The organism is Aquimarina sp. AD1 (assembly GCF_003443695.1).
Classification (GTDB): Bacteria; Bacteroidota; Bacteroidia; order Flavobacteriales; family Flavobacteriaceae; genus Aquimarina; species Aquimarina latercula.
In genome coordinates this window covers 4,448,022-4,472,756 of record NZ_CP031966.1, presented here as the reverse complement: position 1 = coordinate 4,472,756, position 24,735 = coordinate 4,448,022, and the positions used below count along the sequence as shown (strand labels likewise).

Genomic DNA, 24,735 nt, shown 5'->3' with positions numbered 1-24,735 from the left:
CGTAGAGTAACAACTATGGAAGAAACCAACACAAATAACATACAACTAGACGGCGGAACCTACGAGATCATCCAAAACCGTTTGCAAAAACAAAAAGGAGAACTCCAAAACCGTTTAACACAATTAAATGACGCAAGAAAAGAGGTTTTCGGTAGTGTAGAAACAAAGCTTATTGCTAATAATCGTATCAATACAGAGAATAACTGTATTGCAAGAGATATTGTAACTATAGGAAAGTTTTGTCTTTTTGGATACAATGTACATTTTGGATTACGAACGGAGATAAAATTAGATGATGTATTTAGTATTTACACATACGCTGATGATCACTTTATAAATAAAAAATTAGATCTTATCAACGATGCTGTTTTTATTGATGACTTCACCAACTTATATAAATACTACAGAAACACCATCTTCTCCAAATTCGCTATTGTTGGTAATTACCTACACATGGTCTTTCAGCTAAGCGAAAGTGTTTCTGACATAAAAACCTTTAAATGGTTAATAAACGAAGACACACTTACCTATGTAGATAATCGTAGTGAACATGAATTTAAATTTCCAAAACAATATGAATTTGAATGGGTCGAAGTCACACGTGATATGCATCGGTATGGAACACACCCACATATTTCAATTTTAGATAAAGTATTTGTAGAAACTGTAGGTGGAGATCTTACTATTAAAATAGAAGATAATACGGATGATGGAAAAGGAATATATGATGAGGCAGTAGAACATGTAGATCAGACACTTGATGATGGTCAATATCGATATGCCAATCTTGGTAATTTAATTGCGTTAGAGATTAAACCATTCCAAGAAGCTCCTAGATATTTTGTATACAATCATAAAGTACAAGAGGTTAAAAAAATTGAATGCATTAAGGATGCCTGTGTATTACTGCCAGATGATCAAGGAATTATATATCCTAATGGATATTACTTACAATCTGGGGAAGTAAAAATATTCACCAATGAGATTTCTGATGTTCAATTTCAACAAAAAATCAGTTCGCCAAATGGAGAGGACTTCTTATATGTATTCTATGAAAGTGAAAAAGGGTTATATACCTTAATGTCCTATAATGTTATAGAACAAGAAGTAAAAACTCCTATTATCTGTAATGGTTTTACGATTTTACAAGATGGCGAGTTATGTTATTTCAAGACGGAAGATGAGCAAACTAAACACCATGTTATTCAGATATGGCAAACACCGTTCTTAAAAGGAAATGAAATCCCTTCAGAACATACAGATACTTTATTATATAAAATTGGCAATAAAGATATTGTAAAAGCAATGGCAGAATGTCACGCCCTCATTACATTATTAAATAAAGAGGATAACTATGATGGATTGTATGATGATTTGGCCAAGTCATCCAGTGATATTACAGATAGTTATTATTGGATTAGAGAAGATGATACATGTAGATTAGATATCCCATTAGGAGAAATTAGTAATGCGGCTAATGCGGCTATAGATGAGTTCGAAAAAGTAGTACAGCTTAGAAGAACCGCTGCCAATGTAACTAAAGAAACAAAAACAGCCGCTGAAGGTATTTTTGGCAAAATAAAAAGTAGTTCTTTTCGATCTATTGATGATTTTGTACAAGTATTATCTCAACTACGAACTTTACGAGGAGAAGTTATTGGTTTAAATGATATACGGTACATTGACAAGCAATTTATTACCGATCTTGAAACCGAAATTGCAGAACAAACCGATAAAATCTCTAAGCGTTGTGTACAATTTCTGCTTGATGATAAAGCATTATTACCATACCATGCTCGCGTAGAAGAAAAGCAACAAGAGTTAGAAACCATCAAAAAAGTAATAGATGCTAAAAAATTAGAAGATGAAGTAAATCAAATTGCTAAAGATCTGGAAATGTTGATTGATATTGTGTCAAATCTACAAATCGAAGACACTTCGCATTCTACCAAAATTATTGATAATATCTCTTTAATTTTTGCAACTATTAATCAGCTAAAAGCTGGTATCAAGAATAAAATAAAATCATTGGGAAGTAAAGAGGCTAATGCCGAGTTTGCAGCTCAGTTAAAACTTGTAGATCAGAGCATTATTAACTATCTCGATATAGCAAATACTCCCGAAAAGACAGACGAATTATTAAATAAAGTGTCTGTACAACTAGAAGATTTAGAAGGAAGATTTGCCGATTTCGAAGAGTTTATTACTCAGATCATTGAAAAACGCGAAGAAGTATACAATGCGTTTGAAGCTAGAAAAAACAGCTTGATCGAAGCTAGAAACAAAAAAGCTGTTGCCCTTGAAAACGCGGCAAACCGAATATTAAAAGGTGTAACCAAAAAAGCATTAAGTTTTGATTCTACAGCCGATATTAACGGATATTTTGCATCTGACCTAATGATCAACAAACTCCGAGATATCATTACTAATCTAATGGAGTTAGATGATGCGGGTAAAGCAGAGACTATTGAAACTGCTTTAAAAGTTGCTAAAGAAGATGCAACAAGAAAACTAAAAGACAAACAAGATCTTTATGAAGATGGTGAAAATATTATAAAACTTGGAAAACATAAGTTTGGTGTAAACAAACAACCACTAGATCTAACAATTGTATATAAAGATAGTACGTTACAATACCATCTAACAGGGACTGATTTTTATCAAGAAATTAAAAATGAGACATTATTAAAGTCTAAAAAATATTGGGATCAAGAACTAATTTCGGAAAACCAAGAGATATATCGTTCTGCGTATTTAGCGTACAAATTGTTCACTACTAAAAAAGATGAGCTAACCAATTTAGGTGAAAATGAATTGTTGGAACTTATAAAATCCGAAAGTAGTAAGAACTATGCAGAAGGGTATGTAAAAGGAGTTCATGACGAAGATGCTGCAATGATTCTAAAAGTTTTGGTAAACAAAAACAAGGATCTTGGTTTATTACGATATGACTCACTATCTAGGTCGTATGCGCAATACTTTTGGCATAGTTTAAATACTGAAAAGAAATCCTATTGGAATGAAACTATCAAAGCCTCTGGAGAAGTTTTAAAAATCTTCTCAGATAGTACAGAATATAAAACTGTACTTAAAGATTTAGAAAACGAAATTGTAATTTTCGCTGATGAAGCAAAGTTATTTGACAAAAAATATAAAAATACTATTAGCAATTATCTTTTTGATGAATTACAAACAGATGACATCTTTTGCATTAGTCAAACTGCAAATGAATTACATGATTCCTTTTTAACTGAATTAAAGAAGAAAAAGGTACTTACCAAATTTAAGAAGTCATTAGAATTAACAAATGAAAAAAGTCAGAAAGATTTAATACGCTTAACATTACAATGGATAACCGCCTATCTAAAAACACATCATCCTAAGAAAATTGAGTATGCACAAGAAATTGTTTGTGTTTTATTATATAAAAAGGAATCAATTTCAGAAGTAGTACATGTAAATCCTTCACAAACTATAGAAGGTTTAAATGGAAGTCACCCTACTATTAATGATGGTAACTTTGACTTTAGTTATCACCAATTTATTACTGAATTATCAGATTTCGCTACTATAGAAGTTCCAGCATTCGAAAGATATCGAGAAGCAAAACACACAGTAACCGAAAACTTGAAATCAGATCTTAAACTTGAGGAATTTAAACCTAGAGTATTATCATCTTTTGTGCGTAACAAATTAATTGATCAAGTCTATTTACCATTATTTGGTGATAATCTTGCCAAGCAATTAGGAAGCGTTGGAGATAATAAACGAACGGATAGAATGGGAATGCTATTATTAATTTCCCCTCCAGGTTATGGTAAGACGACTTTAATGGAATATATGGCTAATCGATTAGGATTAGTATTTATGAAGATTAATGGTCCTGCTATCGGTCATGAAGTTACCTCTGTAGATCCAATGGCAGCTAATAATTCTGCAGCAAGAGAAGAGTTAAAAAAATTGAATTTAGCCTTCGAAATGGGTAATAACGTAATGTTATATTTAGATGACATTCAACATTGTAATCCAGAATTTTTACAGAAATTCATTTCACTAGCAGATGGAACTCGCAAGATTGAAGGCGTCTACAATGGAAATCCTAAAACCTATGATTTACGCAGTAAAAAATTCTGTGTGATTATGGCAGGAAACCCATATACAGAAAGTGGAGACAAATTCCAGATTCCTGACATGTTAGCCAATAGAGCTGACATTTATAATCTGGGAGATATTATTGGTGATACAGCAGATTTATTTAAGTTAAGCTTGATCGAAAATGCATTAACTTCCAATCCAGTGTTGCACCAGTTGAGCAGTAAATATTTCGAAGATATTTATGGCCTAATTGAAATGGTCGAATCTGGAACGCAAGAAGGCATAGAATTACAAGGAAATCATACCAAACAAGAAGTACAGGATTATCTAGCGGTATTAGAAAAAGTAGTGACAATTCGAAATACAGTAATGCAAGTAAATGCCACCTATATTAAATCAGCAGCGATGGAAGATTCTTACCGAATTGAACCTTCGTTTAAGTTACAAGGATCCTATCGTGATATGAGTAAACTAGTTGCCAAAGTAGTTCCTATTATGAATGAGAAAGAATTACAAACCTTACTCCTATCTCATTATGAAAATGAATCTCAGACATTGACTAGCGCCGCAGAAGCAAACCTTCTTAAATACAAAGAATTAACTAACACTATTGTTGATGAAGAAACTGCACGTTGGAAAACCATCAAGGAAACCTTTGTAAAAAACAATAAACTAAAAGGGTTTGGTGATAAAAACGAAATGGCGCAGGTATTAGCCCAGATGATGCAATTTAGTGAACATTTATCTGGTATTCAGGAAGTATTAAAAAAGGGATTAGAAAAATAGTAATATGATAAGGTTTAAAACAATAGTCGGTTCCTTAATTTTGTTTATTTGCATTTGTTCTCTAAACGGTTGTACAAGAAATGATAACGCACAATTAGTTAAAGATTATTACAATCAACTGAACCAGAGTAACTATTCTGAATTATCCGAATTTATTGGAGATAGTATAACTATTAGCGAAGGTGATTATAACATGAACTATTCTACAAACGATTACTATCAATTCTTTCAATGGGACTCTGTATTCAATCCTAAATATGAAATATTAGCCATTAAAGAAATTGATAACAAAGTAGAAATAAGTATCTGCAAAACATGTACTCGAATTGAATTTCTAAACCAAAAACCTCTCATCTCTACGGAAATAATAGAAATCAAAAATCAAAAAATTTCCAAAATCAAAAATATAGAAATGGACTCTGATTTTAAGCTTTGGAATATTAAGAGAGGTCAAATGGTAACTTGGATCAAAAAAAACCATCCAGAATTAGATGGTTTTATATATGATCAGACCAAAATAGGTGCACAAAACTATTTAAAAGCAATAACGCTATACAAGAAATCTAATAACTGAAAGATTTTGGAAACAAAAACGAAATAGTATAAGTATTAATACGAATCGTATACTTCAAGAAGTATTTAATAAAAACCTGAACAAGTAATCAAGCTATAATAGTATTATTTTAAGCTTAATTAAACAACACAACTACTCATATGAAAAATTGATGATATTTTTAATCCCAACCTAAGCTGGGGTGACAAAATAAACCTCAAACAATCATAAAACTTGTCATTCCGGCGAAGGCCGGAATCCATAACACATACGCATGTTAAAACCGGAACATCAATACTCAGTATATATTCTCTCTAATAAGAAAAATGGAACTATATATATTGGAATAACAAATAATATAGAAAGAAGAATTTTTGAACATAAGAATAAATTAGTGGAAGGTTTTAGTAAAAAATACAATCTAAATATTTTAATCTATTTTGAAGTTTTTAGAAACGTTAATGAGGCTATATTAAGAGAAAAGAGATTAAAAAACTGGAATAGGCAATGGAAAATAAACTTAATAGAAAAAGAGAATCCAAATTGGACTGATCTAGCAAAGGATTGGTATCCGTAAAATAAATTATGGATTATGGATTCCGGCCTACGCCGGAATGACACTAATTTACACAAGGTGGTTTCATTTATAGCTTTTAATCATTAAAGATTATTCATCTAACACTATTAATACACGATTACCTTATCCTGAAAAGAATTTTCCTTTAGATTTTTATAGATCAAACATTCGATACTTTGCAGAAATTGTAGTAGAATTTGAGTTTAAAAATAAAACTAAAGGGAAATAAAACAGCCTTTTTTCCTAAAATAAGTGTAACCAGATTTCTTTATTTCAAATACATTAATTTACCACCTTATACTAATTCTTATATGATATTAGCTTAGATGGAATTAAACTATTTTGAAATATAAATTAAAAAGAAACGATATTACTTTATTATTAATTTATACACATAAAAAAAGGGCTGAAATTACTAGTAATTTCGGCCCTTTCAGAAAAATAGTTAGGTAGTTAGTTACCTCTACTGTTTTATAAACTTTAATATATTCTGATTTTTTCCATCTCTTAGTACCATAAAATAAACCCCAGAAGGGATTCTAGATATATCAACAGTATTACTTTCAGATTCCGAAATAGTTATAGAAGACATAACTTTTCTTCCCGTAATATCGTAAATAGCCGCTTTTCCTTTAGTCAGTCCTTGTATATTAATAATATCCTGGGCTGGATTAGGATATAAACTAGATTCTTGAAGATCAAAATCTTCTACGGATAATGCACAGTCAACCAAAACTTCATCCGGTCCTGTTCCCGTTGGTTTGGTATAAGTTTGCGATAATACAAACTTATCCATTTCTACTCCATCTTCTCTCATAGAAAAAGAAATAGTATGTATTCCAGCAGATGGAACATCTATATATATTAGTTCGGCTTCTCCACAATGGTTTGCATTAGTTCTTTGTTTACTTTCCCAAGTCCATTGATTTTTTCCAGCACACCACTGCATTCGCTGTCCTGATGCTGGCCAAGTACCATTAATTCCAACATGAATTCCATTATCTTCGGATCCTGTGGAATATAATCGTACCCATACAAAATACCTTCCAGAAGTAGTAAATTTCACTTTGTAATCCAAAATACCAACCACACCAGGTGTATTAGAAAAACTTTCTCCATTAACTAGTGGATCATCGTGCGTAACTCTTGTATCTGGTAAAATTTCCAAGTAACCATCTCCACTAGCAGAAGCATGGTGACTAGGGTCTGGATCTGGTGTTGGCGTAGAAACAGTTCCATCTTGAAAATACCATTTTCGCTTATCCGTTTTTGACTGGCCTTCAAAATGCTCTGCCTCTACAGCAACGATTCCATTTTCTTCTAAAGCTACACAACTATTGCTTCCATCTCCACCGCCTCCATCATCATTACAATCTAATTCTAACATAAGTCTTGGAGCATTCGAACCTTCTTTAGATGAAAAAGAAACGTCATTCCCTCCAGTTTGTTTAATTACCAAAGAAACTGTTTCTCCCGCACTAATCCCAGATAAATTCCATTCATATGATTGTCCGTCACTATAGGTCGTATTTAACGATCCTAAAAGAGCTCCTTCTTCAGGTTTATTGCTATTCGACAAGGTACTTTCTGTCCAGTTATTTGATGTTCCTTTATACACTTCGATAAGTCCATTACCTCCATCCGTACTAACAGAAAGTTGAAGTTTTACTCCCGTAATAGTTTCTGATGGAGTTGGCACCACAAACTGTAAATAAGACACTCTATTACCACTTTCTACTCTCAAGTCTGAAGTATTAAACAACGTAGTTCCTTGCAAATAAGCATCCTGAGAAGCCGAAACATTTTGCAAATTATTACAATCTGTTCCATCAGATTCTCCCTTAATTAAAGCTACCCAGTCATTATTGTCTGGTGCTGAGATCGAACTAGACACGGTAGTTGCACCACTTAAACTCCCACCTGATCTTGGGTTATACCATTGCACTTTCCATGTTCCTGAAGGCAAATCTATATTAGTAGATCCTCCATCAGGGAGATATACTGCATAGACTTCACCAGCTTTAGCAAAAACATAATCATTACCATTAGAAGTAATTTCATCTGCACTTATCATTTCTGTCAAGTAAGGCTGTAAATAATTATTGAAGAAATCAAGAGCATATCCTCCTTCTTTATACTTATTACCTCGTTTCCTATGATCATTTCCATTGATATCTCCATCATCATCTGTGTAACCACTATAATACTCTACTCCTGTTCCTCCAGCCATTAATGTAGCCCATAAAACATCTTCTCTTACTTCTTTGTCAGAAACTCGAATTCCTTCTCCAGCGCTACCTTGTTCATCATTAGCAACGATCCATTTTTTACCAGCATTTCTTGATTTTTCAAGCCATCTTCTTACATCATTATGCACATTACTTTTATTAGTCTGTATGGATGCTCCTGTAAGCTCAGAACTAGATCCTAGTAATGGATCATATCGTTGATCTTGTTGATTCGGGTATGTATGTATTACTATATTGTGATCATAAGGGTCTAAGTCTTTAATGTAACTAGCTGTACTTTTTGCAACATTATCAGTAAGCGTTGTTTCTTCGGTAAGGTTCCAATTAAGTGCTAAATGATGCCCAAAACGAGCAATCAGCTCTCGATAATATAATTTTCTTTCTCTTCCAAAACCATTTCCATCCATCAAATTATCATTTTCAGTTTCCATGGTTTTAAAATGTAGATAAATACCTTTTTTATCAGCATATTCCATCACTTTTTCCCATTGTGCCATCTTAGAAACATCAAAACGATCTTTATTCACTTTACTCCACTGCTGATTTCGCGCAGTATTTCCATATTCCTCAAGAGACACTTGTAAAGTATGCGGAAAAACTGCTCCTCCATCTCCACTCGAGTTCCAAGTCAAAAAAGACATTACATTAGCACCTTGCTCGGAAAGATAGTTTAACATTCCTAAAATCTCTGTTCCCTTATCATTGTCCCAAGTATAAGTGCTTGCATCTGCGGCAACATAATCTTGTTGATGTGGTTGCCAGGTTTTACTTCCTATCTTGTTTAAATTATTATTATAACTAGGTGTAGCATCAAAATCTACATAATTCAGCGCATTTTCTGGAGAGTCAGCTCCTGCCTTTATAAACCAAGGACCATTAGGGTTATCTGGATCAGTTCCTATATGCTTTAAGTAATGTTCTCCTACATATTTTAACCTTCCTAGGTCTTTACTTCTAAAATCCCTTCCTAATTTATCAGATTCTATCACGTTAAAAGACCCTGTCACTCCATCCATAAATCCAGCACTAGATCCACCTGCATTAATAGCCACATCAGGTCCTGTAGTAAACTGGGCGGACCAATTCCAAGTTCCTATTTGACTAGGACTAAAATGTACTTGCCAGATATTACCCGCATCACAACTGGAATCAGCAGCATCAGAACATCCCGCATAAAAACCTGGAACTACATAACTCAAACTTCCATTAGTAAATGTTACATCCAATCTATAATCCGAAAATGGATTTGTAGTTGCAGATTCCGAAGTATTAGGCCCTTCAAAAGATAATGTGATTTTATGCCAACGTTTTAGTTCTCCTTGAGGATCTTGGGCACTGACAGCAAGTACACTAAATACACATAGTGCAATAAGTTTTAATCGAGTTGAAATAATCATTGTGTGGTTAATTTTAATATTGAGTTCTTTTTAATTGACTCCGAAAAATTTACGAATTTAAAATCCCTAATTCTCAGTTATAAGTTCAGTTATATTCAAAAAAAGTGTAATTAAACTATAACGTAATCAAGCACACTATAGTGTGCTTTGTCTACCCCTAAATAGTATTCGTAAACAAAAAACCAATATTCGCAAACATTTGATTATTATTCGAATAGAGCCTATAAAGATCTGTTTCTTCAGAAAAATCTAACTAAAAAACTTGTACCTCTTTAGATATAAAGCAATTCATATTTTTTAATAGTTCTAAAAAATGTTTACTTTTACATAAGCACTTATATAAATACTTATGAAAGATTCTTTACAAGAATTTGGAGAATTAGGTTTAGGTTCCAGATTAAATAGATTAAGTGAATACTTAATGAAAGAAACTCAAATTATATATAATAGATTACAGATAGATTTTGATCCCTATTTATTTCCAATTTTTAAAATTATCGTGGATCAAAAAAACACTACAACTTCAGAAATACAAGAACAATTACAATATACACAACCAGCGATCACACAAGCTATAAAAAAGCTTCTAACAAAAGGGTTAATTAAATCCGAAGTAGATAAAACCGATAAAAGAAAAAAACTTTTCCAACTATCTCCCAAAGGTAAAAAAACACACGTCCAGCTCATTCCTGTCTGGGATGCTATTGACAAACAAGTAAAATGGCTTACCGAAGGATCTTCTATTAGTTTAACTCGTCATTTAACGTATATGGAAAATCAGTTTAAAGAAAAATCTTTAAGTAAACGCATATTAGAAAACATAAAATAATCACTATGGACTCCAAAGGACAAATAGAAATCATCCCGTTTGACTCAAAATACTCAAAAGACTTTGCAGACCTCAATGTTGCCTGGCTAGAAAAATATTTTGTAGTAGAACCTCACGACGTTGATCTTTTAGAACGATGTGAAGAAACCATTATCCAAAATGGAGGATATATTTTCTTTGCTAAGTCTAATACTACAATTGCAGGAACATTTGCACTCATCAAAAAACAAAATGGAATTTATGAATTAGGTAAAATGGCCGTTTCACCAGAATTTCAAGGACAACAAATAGGGCAAAAATTGATGTCATTTTGCATAGATTTTGCAGAAAAACAACACTGGACAAAAATACTTTTATACTCTAACACTGTCCTAAAAAATGCAATTCACATATATAAAAAATTCGGTTTTGTAGAGATTGATTTAGAAAACGATTCTCCTTACCAACGAAGCAATATTAAGATGGAATTAAAATTTTAAATAAAATAAAGCCCGCCTTACAAACACACATGTTAGGCGGACCTTTTCATTAGATAAACGTCTCTACTTAATTACTAGAATTTATGGTTATTGTATAATTTTTTCCGTAATTATTATCCCAATATTCCTTCCCGTTTACTCTGTAAACTACCGCATATTCCAGTTGATTTTGTGAAGCATTCAACCCCACATACCCTTGCCACCTTTCTATACCAAAATTGTTAGGACTCTGTATTGTATAAAATGGGCCATTTGACCAAAACTGTCGATATATCAATGGCAAATACTTTTGGGTTTCCCATCCATCAGAAGAATAAACTACTCCAACTTCTTTGTTAGGAGCTAGATTTCTAACATCTACAGTAATACTGAACCTATTTTTATCTTCATAAGGAGAATACGAGAAGCTTGCAAAATCAGTATCTACGCTAACATTAAGGCTTGCGTCTGCAAAGAAAGCACCTTCTGTACGTGACATTGAATAATTAGACCCATTATTGTTATCCCAATATGTAACTCCATTAACATCGTACCTTATAACAAATTCTTTATCGTATACTTGATCAACACTATATCCTCCTAAACTATATGTGCCAGACCAAATCTCATTTTGACCATTATCTATACTCCTATCATATGCTAATGGTATTTCGTCCCAACTTCCATCTAATTTTTGATGATATACATTCACATTCTTATCGTAGGCCAAGTTTGCTACTTTGACCGTAAATTTTCTAGTATAGGACTGATAACCTCTATAGAAACTATAGCTTGTCCAAGCTTTTGTAAGCTTTACAGGACTTAAGTTTTTAAGAAGCGGATCATTCTTAGTTATAGTGTCTTTTTGGTTGTCAATAAAATCATCTTCTGTGTTACAAGATAGAACGACTAAACTGATAAATAAATAGAAATACTTTTTCATTATAAATGATTTGTGTTTATATAGTTGATTAATAATTAACTTTATTTAAGGTGTAATTATTTCCATAATTATTATCCCAATATTCTTCTCCATCCACTTTATAAACAACAGCAAATTCAATAGATTGCACATCATCCGGGACTCTAATAGATGTATTATAAATGTCAACATCAAACTGATTTGGACTCATAATATAATGCGCATATCCAACCCTAAAATATCTTTGATACGTTAGTGGAACGGTACTTTTTGTTACCCAACCATCAGTAGTGTAAACAACCTCTGCTGTAGCCACTGCTCCATAATTACGCTTAGCATTTATATTGATAACAAAAGATCTTCCCGCAGATCTTGTAAAACTTTTATTTATCTCAACTTCTGTTTCTGAAGATAAATAACCTCCAGTATTTACCAACATACTGTAGTTCTTACCTTGATTATTATCCCAATATGTTTCTCCATTTACTGTATATTTTACTACAAAATCTGTACTATAGACTTCGTTGTCAGGAGTAACCTCTCCAACCCAAATCTCCTCATCATCTCCAATAGATTGTTCATATGCAAGGGGAATATCAGTCCAATTACCATCATTCATTAGATGATGAATGGCTACTTCTTTTTGATATGCTAAATTTTTGATCTTTACTTTAAACTTCCTTTGATAATTTATCTGCACAGGACTGCTTCTATTCGCTGTCCAAGCACTCAATAGTTTTACATTCTCAGAACTGTTTTTTGAAGCTAGTTCAATCGATTTTGATTCAAAGTTCATAGTATCTATATCCGAAGTACAAGAATATAGAGCTAGAATCACACTTAGTACTACATAAATTTTTCTCATAATTTTGGTTTTAAGTTTTTGTTGTTAAGACGATAATTGCAAAAAATACTTTTCGAAAAGTTTAGTTCTTAGCTTTTGCAGCTACTATGAAGTAAGCGAAGAAAAATTCCCTTAACAATTTCAAGGGATATTTTTAACATATTTTTTAACGAAAAACGTTTTCGGAAAGACTAGATTTTAACTTTTTTTTGTGCTTTGTTTTTTTGGAATTATGGAGTGTAATTATTTCTGCTTTTTAAATAAGAAAACTATTGTTGATATCGAAAATATTTCGTCTTAATTCCGAAAATATTTAGTAGGTATACCCAATAAAAATTGGCAAAACGCAAACAAAATTAGTTTTATAGTTCTTATCAAGAAAAAATACTCCTACAATAAAAAACCACCGTTAATCCACTTTTTATCAAAGGGGTCTTTCCCCCTTTTTTTCAAAAAGACAAAACAAAACACTATCCATTTTAGCGCAACAAAGCCACTGTAAATCAAGACTTTCTTTAGCTCAATTTGCAATTGTAGCCGTTCTAAATTTTTTAAAACTATTTAAAATGGTATTTTTAATTCATAAAGCTTAACAAAAATTAAGTTTTAGCTAACTAATATTTTGGTTAAAACCAAAATCACACAAATACTTATTAAACCTATCAAAAAAATGAAACTACAAACTAACCCTATCAAACAGTACCTGATAATTGCTTTTGCATCTTTATTAGTGATTTCCTGTAAAGACAGTGTACAGACTAACACAGCAGAGGTAGAAAAATTTAAAACTACTATCAAACAAAAAGACAGTGTTATTAACGAGCTAAAGAGACAATTAGGCAATATCTCTAATGACAAAAGGGCTCCTGAAAACATCATACAGTCTGGTTTTGCTAAGAAGATTTATCATTTATACAATAACAGAGAAGATCTAATTAACGAAGTTGTTGGAAAAGATGGTGTAGGTGAACCGTTTAAAGCAACACGATCATTATTTTATAACATCGATGAATTACAAAAATACATTCGATATGTAAAAACTAAGTCTCGTAAAGCTGGAGAGAAACCATCTGGATTTAGATTCTATTTTGCATTATACCCAGAAGATTATATTAGAAATAAAGAAGATAAACGATATGCTAATAGACAAACTTTTTTCATTGCACCTACGAAAGCAGTAAAGGATGCTGCAGGAAACATAGAACACTTAGGATATACACTAGACAACAATTTTAAAGTAGAATTATTAACCGAAAAAATTGGACTGGATAGTAGAATGGACAAAGATGGAAATATACAAAAAGGAAGTTTTTTTAGCTTTAATACCACGATAGAGGATGAAGAAAATAGCTTGATTTCCAATGAAATTCATTCATCACCTCCAGAAGGTAACAAATAATACATTTTGAGATAAGCATAAACAAAAAGTATGAATGATGGTAATTTAAATCTGATTCAAATACTAAGGGATTTAGCAGTCTATTCAGAATATGTTTCTGCTGTTATAGGCATAATATTTTATTACAAATACAAGAATACACCTTTAAAATATTTTGCACTCCTTCTCATATATATCGGACTAAATGAATATTTAGGACTACAATTTAAAGAGAATGGAATCAGATACAATAAAATAATTTATAACATATATAACGTAATTAATTTCACGTATCTATTCATAATTTATAAAAATTATATAAAAAATAAACGTCGAAAAAGAATAATTTTATATTTTATAATTATCTATATTATTTCATTTATAATTAATGGTTTTTTTCAAAATTATATTAAACAATCGCAGACTATTCCCTATATATTGGCCTCAATATTCTTAGTCATCAGTGTAATATTTTATTTTATTGAAATATTAAATTCTGAAAAAGTATTAAAAGTTAATAGAAATTTACTTTTCTGGATTAGTGTTGGTCTTTTCTTATTTCATATTGGAATAATACCCTTTAGAATTATAGTAAATTCTTTCTCTAATTTCACAGCATTGAATTATTTATTTTTAATAAAGTTTATTTTAGTTATAATAATGAACATCTGCTATATAATAGGATTTATATGGAGCAAGAAGGAACAGCCATACTAGTTGCTAGTATTATTTTAATCGTACTTGTAATTTTAATAATATCTCTTTTTTCTATTTTTCAAAAAAGAAAGAATAGTTTATTGCTACATCAAAAAGAAGCAGAGAAAAAGTTTGAAAGAGCTATTGCTGAGACCCAAATAGAAATACGAGAAGAAACTTTGCGTAATATCAGTTGGGAATTACACGATAATATAGGTCAACTACTTACCTTAGCAAAAATACAGGTAGACGTAGCTAAAGAAGATCCTAAAAGGCTTCCCGAAGTAACAGAAACGATCACTAAGAGTCTTACAGAGCTCAGAGCTTTGTCTAAATTGATCAACCCTGATGCTATTAAAAGCTTAAGTCTTACAGAAGCAATCGCGCTAGAGGTAGAACGTTTTAATAGATTACAATTTATTGAGGCTACCTTAAGCAGTAATACCGAGGTAAGAGCGTTAGATGATAAGGCGGAGATAATTATTTTTAGAATATTACAAGAGTTTTTTAGTAATACCATCAAACACTCTAAAGCCTCTAAACTTAATGTAAACGTTCGGTATGATCAAGAAAAACTGGTCATTGACGCAAAAGACGATGGCGTAGGATTTGACATGAAAGATCTTAAATCAAAGAAAAAAACTGGTATAGGATTATGTAATATGCAAAATAGAGGTAAATTAATAAATGCAGAAGTTAGCCTAAACTCTGCTAAAGGTAAAGGAACAGCTATTAACTTGATGTACTATTATAAAAAAATAGAAACAGAAGAGGAAGACAACTTATAATAAAGCCTAAACAACAGGTTTTTCACACAAAACATATACCCATGAAATACTCAGTAGTTATTGTAGAAGATCATATCTTATTATCCCAGGCATTAGCAGGGTTAGTAAATGGATTTTCTAAATTCAAAATATTGTACCTGTGTAAAAACGGACGCGAACTACTCACGAGACTAAAAGATCCAAAAAATATCCCAGATATTGTACTTATGGATATCAACATGCCTATCATGAATGGAATCGAAACCACAATTGCACTAAAAGAGGAATATCCAGACGTTAATGTACTCGCTCTTTCTGTAGAAGAGGATGAAAAAACAATTCTTAAAATGCTTAGAGCTGGTGCCAAAGGATATTTACTAAAAGACACTGAAAAAAGTATTTTAGAAAATGCATTAGTCGAAGTACAAGAAACAGGCTTCTATCACACCAAAGATGTCACTAATTTATTACTAGGTTCTCTAAATCCTAAAAAAGAAAACAAAGTTGTACTAAAAGAGCGTGAAATGGAATTTATTAAACACGCCTGCACGGAAAAGACGTATAAAGAAATAGCTAGCGATATGTGCTTAAGTCCCAAAACAATAGAAGGCTATCGGGATTCTATTTTTGAAAAACTACATTTAAAAAACAGAACTGGTTTGGTAATTTATGCAATAAAAAATAAAATTTTTATTCCGTAATTTCTGTAACCTATCATTATAACGATTGTAAAAAATCTTCTTGATTAAGGTAATAAATCGATTTTGGCGCGTTTATTGATCAGTTGCATAAAATAGTTTTATGTAACACATATAAAACTATCATCTTTTTAAGAAAACTAACCATCGATTACCTACAGAAATACGCCGTATTTTGTTTATTTTTGTGAGTATAAGAACATTGACATTTTTATGCTAAAGCAACAACTAAATTTTAAACTTTCTCAAAAACTTTCTCCTCAACAAATACAGTTGATGAAGCTAATTCAGCTTCCAACTCAAGCTTTTGAACAGCGTTTAAAGCAAGAAATGGAAGAGAATCCTGCGCTAGATAGCGGTAAGGAAAAAGCTGATGAATACGAGGATGCGTTTAGCAACGAAAATACGGGTGAAGATGATTATGGTAACGAAAAAATAGAAACCGACATCAATGTAGATGAATATCTTAGTGATGATGAAATCCCTAGTTATAGATTAAGCTCCAACAACTATAGCGCTGATGACGAAGAAAAAAATGTTCCATATGCATCAGGAACATCATTTCATCAACATTTGGTAAATCAATTAAACACCTATCGATTTGACACAGAAGAGCGTGAAATTGCAGAATTTTTAGTAGGAAGTATTGACGAAAGTGGTTATATCAGAAGATCTGTAGCTGATATTTTAGATGATCTTGCTTTTACTCAAAACGTATATACTACCGAAGAAAAAATTGAAAGTATTTTCAAAACGGTACATCAATTAGATCCGGCAGGTGTTGGAGCAAGAAATCTTCAAGAATGTTTGTTGATCCAACTTAATAGAAAAGAAACTACCATACCGATCAAATTGGCAACAATGATCTTAGAAAAATCTTTTGATCACTTTAGCAAAAAGCATTATGAAAAGCTTTTGACTAAATTTGATATCAACGAAGATTTATTAAAAGAAGCAATTGAAGAAATCGAACACCTTAATCCTAAACCTGGTGGAGCTTACGCAGGAAACAATAAACTCATAGAGCATGTAGTCCCAGATTTTACTATTAGAATTGCAGAAGGTGAGCTAGAACTTACACTAAATGGTCGTAATGCTCCGGAATTACACGTATCTAGAGAATATAACAATATGCTTCAAGGCTATAAAGCTAGTAAAGAGAAATCAAAATCTCAGAAAGATGCGGTCATGTTTATTAAGCAAAAATTAGATGCTGCCAAGTGGTTTATTGAAGCGGTTAAACAGAGACAGCAAACACTTTTTTTAACAATGAGTGCAATAATGCACTACCAACAAAGTTATTTCTTAAGTGGAGACGAGCGTAATCTTAAACCTATGATCCTAAAGGACATTGCTGATGAGATTGATATGGATGTAAGTACAGTTTCGAGAGTAGCGAATAGTAAATATGTGGACACACCATACGGAACCAAATTAATTAAAGAATTTTTCTCCGAATCTATGACCAATGATCAAGGAGAAGAAGTTTCTACAAGAGAAATCAAAAAAATACTGGAAATTACAATAGGAGAAGAAGACAAGAAGAAACCGCTTACTGATGAGAAGTTAGCTAAAATTCTAAAAGAAAAAGGATATCCTATTGCCAGAAGAACTGTAGCCAAGTATAGAGAACAATTGGATATTCCTGTTGCCAGGCTACGAAAAAAGATTTAATGAACTTTTTACTAAAAAGTATTTCTTATATTTTTCACCCTATATTGATGCCTATAGCAGGCTCAGTAATTTATTTTATTACCGCTCCAAGGTTTATTCCAGAAAATATTATTCAAGCTAAAATTTTTGGACTGGTGGTAGTCACAATACTTATCCCAATCGTGCTTTATTTCTTTCTTCGTACAATTGGTGTTGTAACCTCTATCCATCTAGAAGATGTAAAGCAGCGTAAGATTCCTCTACTTTTACAATCATTAATACTACTTTTAGTAGTTAAGATGATTATAGATGCATACAATTATCCTGAATTATACTTTTTCTTTCTTGGTGCATTATTGTCATCTTTAACAGCAATTTTTATTGTATTTTTTGATATAAAGGCTAGTTTACACATGATTGGTTCTGGCGCAGTAACCATGTTTACTATTGCGTTGAGCATTCATTTTGAGACAAACCTTATACTTCTTATTGCAGCAATGATTTTTGCCAATGGTTTAGTAGCCACATCAAGATTACATTATAAAGCGCATACGAACCTTGAACTCACATTAGGTTTTCTGATTGGTGTAATTCCCCAATTGACTTTAATTAATTTTTGGTTATAAGATATAGAACATCAGACCTATCTTAGCAGTAGTTAGACCAACTTCTTCATTGCCAATCTTTGCATTATCATTAAATAGAGGGTTTAGACTATAATAAAAATGAAAATTAAATGTATTCCAACCAAAAGTAAAGGTTGCGCCTACCCTCCAACGATTTAATTCATCGATTTTAGTTTGTCTAACTCGATTTCCCGGTTGTTCAAATTTAGCATCAAAATAATAAAGGTAACCAATCCTTAGCCCAGTATAAATTCTCCAAAACTTATGAGTTTCCGGCACAGATGTTCTCCACCTAAACTCTAATGGTGATTCTACGATATGAGTAACGAATTTATTTTTATCAAAATCAACACCATCAAGACTACTAAAAATACTCTGTCCAGAATCTAAGTCTTCACCTATAAAAAGATTTTGACCATATGTATTTACAGAATATCCTAACCCTAACCCTATAGCTATATTTCTTTTCTTATTTATTGGCATATCCCTAGTATACCCCAAATGCAAGCCTCCAGAAAATCCTGATTGACTTATATCAGAAGGAGTATTCCAAAGCAAATTAAAAGTAAAACCCGCATAAAATTGATCTTCTCTATATAAAGAATCTAGCACTTCTTCTTTTTGCAAACCTAGCGTATCCACCTCTTGAGCATATCCAGAAATCGTAGCTATAGAAGCACACACAACTACCAATAGTTGCTTAACTTGATTAACATATTTATACATCAAACTCATATAGTTCACTAAAATAAATCTATTTCTTTAGAAATAATGACACTTTTTAAAAAAGAATAAGAATTCCACGAGTACTCATGGAATTCTTATAAAATATTTCTTACTACATCATTCTAAATTTTTAATCGCATCACCAGTTTGTGTAGTATAATTTATCTTAAGCATTTGAACGGATCTTAACTCATTTTTGATATCACCTACAAGTCCCATTTTAGTACTCTTATCAACTTTTAAAGCGGTCGTTAAATATGGTCTCAATTCTTTTGGTTTTGACTTCATCTCCTCCAAAACAAAAGGCTGGATTTCTCGAATATCAGCAAATTTATCATTAAGCTGAACCCTAGCTTCGGAACCGATATTTTTATATCTAGAGCTAGGTTTTCCTGCATAAATATGTATTACCATATTCTTTTTATCCAACTTCTCTACCTGATCCGCATGTGGCAATTCATTTTTAACAATCAATGTATCCTTACGCATAACAGTCGCAACCATAAAGAAAAACAGTAACATAAAAACAATATCTGGTAAAGATGCTGTAGAAATTACTGGTAAGCTTGCTTTTTGTTTATTTTTAAATATAGACATAATCAATGGTTTTTAAATTATTATAATGAAGCGGTAACTGGTTCAGCTTCTGAAAGCTTTTCTGGATACATTAACCTAATTTGTTTTATTTGATCCTTAAGAAGTGTTTTATCACCGGAATAATTAGCATCCTTAAGATATGCTTTCATTAACTTAAAAGACATCCCATAGACCCTAAGAGCCTCCCTATTCCTTAATTCCTCATATGCACTTATAAGTTCATTCTGAACTGCTATATAAGTCTCATAGTTCGTCTCTCTACTATTTACAAGAGATATAACTGCTTTATCAGGATTGTCTGAAGACTTAGGATCTCTTGCTCCTCTGCAATAGCTACAATATTCTGCTTCTACCCCACCACCGTTATCTAAAAATGCAATTGCTGCCGTTTTCAGATCTTTTAAAGCCAAAGGTTTCTTCTCTACAAATAATTCGTTTAATTGATTTAGCTCTACTCGAAACAAATTTTTTTCTTTAATAAGCATATTACTCTGTATATCCTCTGGTGGCGGAGGCAACCTTCTACTAATACCATAATCAGTCTCAATAGTAGTACTTACTAAAAAAAAGATCAATAATAAAAAGGCGATATCCGCCATGGACCCTGCGTTTACTTCTGGTGCTAATCTTCTAGCCATAATAATTTATATTTAGTTAATAATTACTTACTAAATCACAGGTGATATTATTAAAGACAAGTATTTGGAAATCCAATAATGCTACTCTATAAAATCACATAAGAGCAATTCATGTAAAGCATCAATTAGATTGTAACCGTATATTTCTATCAATTCAATATCACAATTTGGAAGGTTAGATATTGATCATATGAGCAGATCACAGTTACATTATAAGCAACAATTGTTATGCCACTATAGCGTATTAGCAGAGAAGAATATCAAAATAATTATAAACTCTTAAATATAAATAGCAAGTAAAACCATAGAAGATCGTATTGGTTTTGAAGAATATAACAGCTAATTTATGAGGTATTAAACAAAAAAAACCTGCTACTAGAGCAGGTTTTTTTTTAATATATTAAAGTAAATCTTTAACCGTTACTGTATATTACCGGTAGCTTCACCTTGTCTTGTGGTATAGTTAATTTTCAGCGCTTGAACTTCTCTCAATTCTTTTTTAATATCACCAACAAGACCCATATTTGTTTCTGTATCCACTTTTAGAGCAGTAATCAGAAAAGGAACTTCCTCTTCCCTTTTGGCAGCTCTTTCAGCTAAAATAAAAGGTTTGATATCACTTACCTCAGCAAACTTATCATTAAGCTGAATTCTTGCTTGAGTACCAGCACTAGCTGCGTATCTCGAACTTGGTTTTCCAGCATAAATATACATTACTAAGTTTTTCTTATCTAACTTTTCTGTCTGATCAGCTTGAGGTAATCTATTTTCAATTTTAAGATTATTCTCCCTCATTACTGTTGCAACCATAAAGAAAAACAGTAACATAAATACGATATCTGGTAAAGACGCTGTTGAAATAGCGGGTAATTCACCACCTTTTTTCTTTTTAAACTTAGACATAATTACGTTTTTATGTTTTACTTATTTCTTTGGTTCTGCTTCAGAAAGCTTTTCAGGAAACATCAACTGTATCTGTTTAATCTGATCTTTAAGTCTGTCTTTACTACCTGAGTAATTCACATCCTTAAGTTCTGATTCCATCTGAGTAAATGACTTTCCGTAAAGTCTCTCTGCTTCTCTATTTCTTAGTTCTGTATATGCTGCAACCAATTCATTTTGCACAGCTATATAAGTACCATAACTAGTTTCTCTGTTATTACGTAGAGAGATTACAGCTTTCTCTGGATTATCCGAAGAACTCGGACTTTTTTCTCCTTTACAGTAGCTACAAGCTTCATCACCGCTTCCTCCACCATTATCCAAAAAGGCAACAGCAGCAGCACGTAAATCCTCCAACTTCATTGGAGCTTCCTCTACTAAAAGGTCATTATTTTTGTTCAATTCTACCACAAAAATATTTTTTTGCTTAAGAATTGGAGGCTCAACGGTTTCGTCTAAGGGCGGTGGTAACTTACGACTAATACCTCTATCCGTATCAATGGTTGTAGTAACCAGAAAGAATATAAGAAGTAAAAATGCAATGTCCGCCATAGATCCTGCGTTAACCTCAGGTGCTGATCTTCTTGCCATAATTATTTACCTATTAATTTTTTAACTCCAGATAATGCCATCATACCGACAGCTATTGCTGCTAAAAAGTAGAAAGCATATATACCCGTTCCTACTAATTTAGATCCACTCGCTGAAAGCACTTCTCCGTCTTTCATCGGTGTTTCAACTCCTTCAGCCATAACGTATCCTATACCAATCACTACTAAGAAAGCAACGATTCCTATACCAGCTTTCTTAAGACCTGCAGGGTTTTTAGCTAATGCTGAAAATACCGCAACTAAAGTTGCTATTACAATAATAACAAAAATTACTAAAGTAAGATTGTACATAGGGCTAACCAATGAAGTAGCTTCTGCAAAAGCTGATGAAGAAGTATCTTTCACCAAATCCTTCGCCTCTGTAATACCATAGTTGTCCATAAGTGTTGTGAAATTACCATTCATTAAGAACAATAATACAGCACCTATTGCACCTACTGCGAGAACAACGTATGATAATATTTTTGAAATTTTCATGTGACTAATTTTTTACTGAGCTGTTATTATACATAACAACTATATAATTAATAATAAATGTTTTTATACTCTATCGATTTTATTAATCTGAAATAAAATCTAAAAAGGCATTTACTATTTTTTGTTTTTGTAAGCTACTAACATATCGATTAAAGTAATCGATGCATCTTCCATATCATTTACTATACTATCGATCTTAGCAATAATGTAGTTATAAAATACCTGAAGGATAATTGCAACAATAAGTCCAAATACCGTAGTAAGAAGTGCTACTTTAATACCACCTGCTACAAGAGATGGCTGCATATCTCCAGCTGCTTCAATTTTATCAAATGCATCAATCATACCGATTACTGTACCCATAAACCCAAGCATTGGTGCAAGAGCAATAAATAAAGATACCCAAGATACATTCTTCTCTAATTGTCCCATTTGAACACCTCCGTAAGCTACTACTGCTTTTTCCGCAGCATCAATGCTTTCGTCAGCTCTATCAAGACCTTGATAATATATAGATGCAACAGGTCCTTTTGTATTTCTACAAACTTCTTTTGCTGCTTCTACTCCACCACTATTTAAAGCATCTTCTACATTTTGTTGAAGTTTCTTACTATTCGTAGTAGATAAATTTAAAAAGATAATTCTTTCAATTGCTATCGCAAGACCAAGAATCAAACATAAAAGAACGATTCCCATAAAACTAGGACCTCCTTCTATAAAACGTTTTTTCAGGTTTTGGTGAAAGGATTCCTCCGCTGCTGCAGGCTCATCTGCATCCTGAATAGTTGTTGTTACTGGAGCAATTAATAATTGCACGTTTGCCGTTAACTGGGCTGGAGCAGTAGCTGCTTGTATATTTCCAAAAGCCATTACTGTTGCGATTGCCAGAATAGAAAATAGTCTTTTCATTGCGCTGATTCTTAATTTTAATTAGTTAAAGGGTTAAAGATAAAAAAATATTACAAAATCCATTAAAAATTTAATAATAATGCAGAGAGGAAGGGATTCGAACCCTCGATACGCTTTTGACGTATACACACTTTCCAGGCGTGCGCCTTCGACCACTCGGCCACCTCTCTAAAAATTTTTGCCTAAAATGGTTGAGCAAATAACAAAAAAAATGTTAACTACTAAAATTTGGGGCGTTAATTTTCTGACATTTCACCTCGCAATGAGGTTTCATAAATGGTTTTGAGGACTTTAAGAGGTAATTTTTCTCCTAGTAAATACATTAGTTTCGCTATTGCTGCCTCTGTTGTTATGTCTTTTCCTGATATAACTCCTACCTTTTTTAACGCAACGCTAGTATCATACTTCCCCATTTCCACACTTCCACCTACACATTGTGTCACATTTATTACAGGTTTTCCTTGTTTTATCTGTTCAGAAATAATATCCAAAAACCAAGATTTCGTCGTTGTATTTCCTGACCCATAAGTCTCAATAATTGCTCCTTTTATCGATTCTGAAGAAAAAATACCCTGTAAGATGGCTTCATTTATTCCAGGAAACATCTTAATCACTACAATATTATTATCAAAATGTGTATGATATACCATTTTCTTTCTACGATTAGTTACTCGTAAAAAAGAAGTGTTCACTTTTAAATGCACTCCAGATTCCACTAATGTAGGATAATTAAGAGATTGGAACGCCTTAAAATGCTCCGCATTTATTTTTGTGGTTCTATTTGCTCTAAGCAATTTATACTCAAAATACAGTCCTACCTCTGTCACTACAGGCTTTCCTTTTTTTTGTAAAGCTGCTATCTGCACCGCAGTAATTAAGTTTTCTTTAGCGTCTGTTCGAAGATCACCAATTGGTAATTGTGATCCCGTGAATATAATTGGTTTCCCAAGATTTTCGAACATAAAACTTATGGCAGAAGCCGTATAAGACATCGTATCACTACCATGTAGTACCACAAATCCATCATACATTTCATAATTATTATTTATAATACCACCTAATTCTTTCCAACGCTCTACATCCATGTCGGAAGAATCAATTGGCTCTTTGAAACTTTTAGTTTCAATATTACAATCTAGCTGTTTTAATTCGGGTATTTTTAGCAGTAGCTCATCAAAATCAAAAGCAACTAAAGCTCCTGTTTCGAAATTTTTAACCATACCAATAGTACCTCCAGTATAAATCAATAAAATATTTGGTGAATTCTTCATTGCAAAACCTCCATTTGTTGGTCTGACAAATGAACA

At 32.2% G+C, this 24,735-nt stretch carries 21 protein-coding genes and 1 tRNA gene; 10 read left to right on the top strand and 12 right to left on the bottom strand.

The features are described 5' to 3' along the window. The first annotated feature begins 15 nt into the window (after positions 1 to 15). From D1815_RS19180 to D1815_RS19170, 3 genes are all read left to right on the top strand, one after another. Positions 16 to 4,881 carry a DNA repair ATPase gene (locus D1815_RS19180; protein WP_118388936.1) on the top strand — a complete coding sequence of 1,622 codons (4,866 nt, stop codon included), beginning with the start codon at positions 16 to 18 and terminating at the stop codon, positions 4,879 to 4,881. A 4-nt stretch (positions 4,882 to 4,885) separates the two neighbouring features. Then, complete coding sequence (locus D1815_RS19175; RefSeq protein ID WP_118388935.1) at positions 4,886 to 5,455, top strand: hypothetical protein; 570 nt, start codon at positions 4,886 to 4,888, stop codon at positions 5,453 to 5,455. 253 nt (positions 5,456 to 5,708) lie between these two features. Then, a complete protein-coding gene (locus D1815_RS19170; RefSeq protein WP_027393393.1) occupies positions 5,709 to 6,011 on the top strand; it encodes a GIY-YIG nuclease family protein in 303 nt (100 codons plus the stop codon). Positions 6,012 to 6,474: 463 nt separating this feature from the next. On the opposite strand, the gene D1815_RS19165 is transcribed toward D1815_RS19170, so the two are convergent. After that, positions 6,475 to 9,657 (bottom strand): DUF5060 domain-containing protein, encoded by a 3,183-nt coding sequence (locus D1815_RS19165; RefSeq protein ID WP_118388934.1) that lies wholly within the window; start codon positions 9,655 to 9,657, stop codon positions 6,475 to 6,477. A gap of 349 nt (positions 9,658 to 10,006) precedes the next feature. Between D1815_RS19165 and D1815_RS19160 the strand changes: the two genes are divergently transcribed. Both D1815_RS19160 and D1815_RS19155 read left to right on the top strand, forming a co-directional pair. Continuing rightward, positions 10,007 to 10,486, top strand: coding sequence for a MarR family winged helix-turn-helix transcriptional regulator (locus D1815_RS19160; RefSeq protein WP_027393392.1), 480 nt, complete (start codon positions 10,007 to 10,009; stop codon positions 10,484 to 10,486). 5 nt (positions 10,487 to 10,491) lie between these two features. Next, a complete protein-coding gene (locus D1815_RS19155) occupies positions 10,492 to 10,965 on the top strand; it encodes a GNAT family N-acetyltransferase (protein ID WP_118388933.1) in 474 nt (157 codons plus the stop codon). Between the two features lie 67 nt (positions 10,966 to 11,032). Here D1815_RS19155 and D1815_RS19150 read toward each other — a convergent pair whose 3' ends face one another. Continuing rightward, entirely contained in the window at positions 11,033 to 11,887 is an 855-nt protein-coding gene (locus tag D1815_RS19150) for a carbohydrate-binding protein (RefSeq protein ID WP_027393390.1), read from the bottom strand. A 28-nt stretch (positions 11,888 to 11,915) separates the two neighbouring features. Next, the gene (locus D1815_RS19145; RefSeq protein ID WP_118388932.1) at positions 11,916 to 12,731 is read right to left on the bottom strand and encodes a carbohydrate-binding protein; all 816 of its coding nucleotides are present in this window, start codon (positions 12,729 to 12,731) and stop codon (positions 11,916 to 11,918) included. Positions 12,732 to 13,380: 649 nt separating this feature from the next. Here D1815_RS19145 and D1815_RS19140 point away from each other — a divergent pair. From D1815_RS19140 to D1815_RS19115, 5 genes are all read left to right on the top strand, one after another. Continuing rightward, a complete protein-coding gene (locus tag D1815_RS19140; RefSeq protein WP_118388931.1) occupies positions 13,381 to 14,109 on the top strand; it encodes a hypothetical protein in 729 nt (242 codons plus the stop codon). Positions 14,110 to 14,777: 668 nt separating this feature from the next. Then, positions 14,778 to 15,572, top strand: coding sequence for a sensor histidine kinase (locus D1815_RS19130; RefSeq protein WP_118388929.1), 795 nt, complete (start codon positions 14,778 to 14,780; stop codon positions 15,570 to 15,572). A 41-nt stretch (positions 15,573 to 15,613) separates the two neighbouring features. Beyond that, positions 15,614 to 16,252 carry a response regulator transcription factor gene (locus tag D1815_RS19125; RefSeq protein ID WP_027393385.1) on the top strand — a complete coding sequence of 213 codons (639 nt, stop codon included), beginning with the start codon at positions 15,614 to 15,616 and terminating at the stop codon, positions 16,250 to 16,252. A 210-nt stretch (positions 16,253 to 16,462) separates the two neighbouring features. Continuing rightward, a complete protein-coding gene (gene rpoN / locus D1815_RS19120) occupies positions 16,463 to 17,923 on the top strand; it encodes an RNA polymerase factor sigma-54 (RefSeq protein ID WP_027393384.1) in 1,461 nt (486 codons plus the stop codon). Further along, a complete protein-coding gene (locus tag D1815_RS19115) occupies positions 17,923 to 18,528 on the top strand; it encodes a hypothetical protein (RefSeq protein WP_027393383.1) in 606 nt (201 codons plus the stop codon). Before rpoN ends, D1815_RS19115 begins: the two co-directional genes overlap by 1 nt. Here the strand turns inward: D1815_RS19115 and D1815_RS19110 are convergent. The 9 genes from D1815_RS19110 to D1815_RS19070 form a co-directional block, all read right to left on the bottom strand. After that, on the bottom strand, positions 18,523 to 19,254 hold the full coding sequence (locus D1815_RS19110; RefSeq protein WP_051336146.1) for a porin family protein: 732 nt from the start codon (positions 19,252 to 19,254) through the stop codon (positions 18,523 to 18,525). The genes D1815_RS19115 and D1815_RS19110 overlap by 6 nt on opposite strands. A 117-nt stretch (positions 19,255 to 19,371) precedes the next feature. Further along, positions 19,372 to 19,851, bottom strand: a complete 480-nt coding sequence (locus tag D1815_RS19105) for a biopolymer transporter ExbD (protein ID WP_118388928.1) — start codon at positions 19,849 to 19,851, stop codon at positions 19,372 to 19,374. A gap of 20 nt (positions 19,852 to 19,871) precedes the next feature. Then, the gene (locus D1815_RS19100) at positions 19,872 to 20,489 is read right to left on the bottom strand and encodes a biopolymer transporter ExbD (RefSeq protein WP_118388927.1); all 618 of its coding nucleotides are present in this window, start codon (positions 20,487 to 20,489) and stop codon (positions 19,872 to 19,874) included. 420 nt (positions 20,490 to 20,909) lie between these two features. Then, positions 20,910 to 21,392, bottom strand: a complete 483-nt coding sequence (locus tag D1815_RS19095; RefSeq protein ID WP_108802291.1) for a biopolymer transporter ExbD — start codon at positions 21,390 to 21,392, stop codon at positions 20,910 to 20,912. A 21-nt stretch (positions 21,393 to 21,413) separates the two neighbouring features. Continuing rightward, on the bottom strand, positions 21,414 to 22,022 hold the full coding sequence (locus tag D1815_RS19090) for a biopolymer transporter ExbD (RefSeq protein WP_108802292.1): 609 nt from the start codon (positions 22,020 to 22,022) through the stop codon (positions 21,414 to 21,416). A gap of 2 nt (positions 22,023 to 22,024) precedes the next feature. Continuing rightward, positions 22,025 to 22,447, bottom strand: coding sequence for a hypothetical protein (locus tag D1815_RS19085; protein ID WP_158594416.1), 423 nt, complete (start codon positions 22,445 to 22,447; stop codon positions 22,025 to 22,027). Positions 22,448 to 22,633: 186 nt separating this feature from the next. After that, positions 22,634 to 23,428: a MotA/TolQ/ExbB proton channel family protein gene (locus tag D1815_RS19080; protein WP_027393376.1), complete on the bottom strand. Its 795-nt coding sequence runs from the start codon at positions 23,426 to 23,428 to the stop codon at positions 22,634 to 22,636. 82 nt (positions 23,429 to 23,510) lie between these two features. Next, a tRNA-Ser gene (locus D1815_RS19075) sits at positions 23,511 to 23,598 on the bottom strand. A 66-nt stretch (positions 23,599 to 23,664) separates the two neighbouring features. Next, entirely contained in the window at positions 23,665 to 24,699 is a 1,035-nt protein-coding gene (locus D1815_RS19070) for an asparaginase (RefSeq protein WP_118388926.1), read from the bottom strand. Between the last annotated feature and the right edge of the window lie 36 nt (positions 24,700 to 24,735).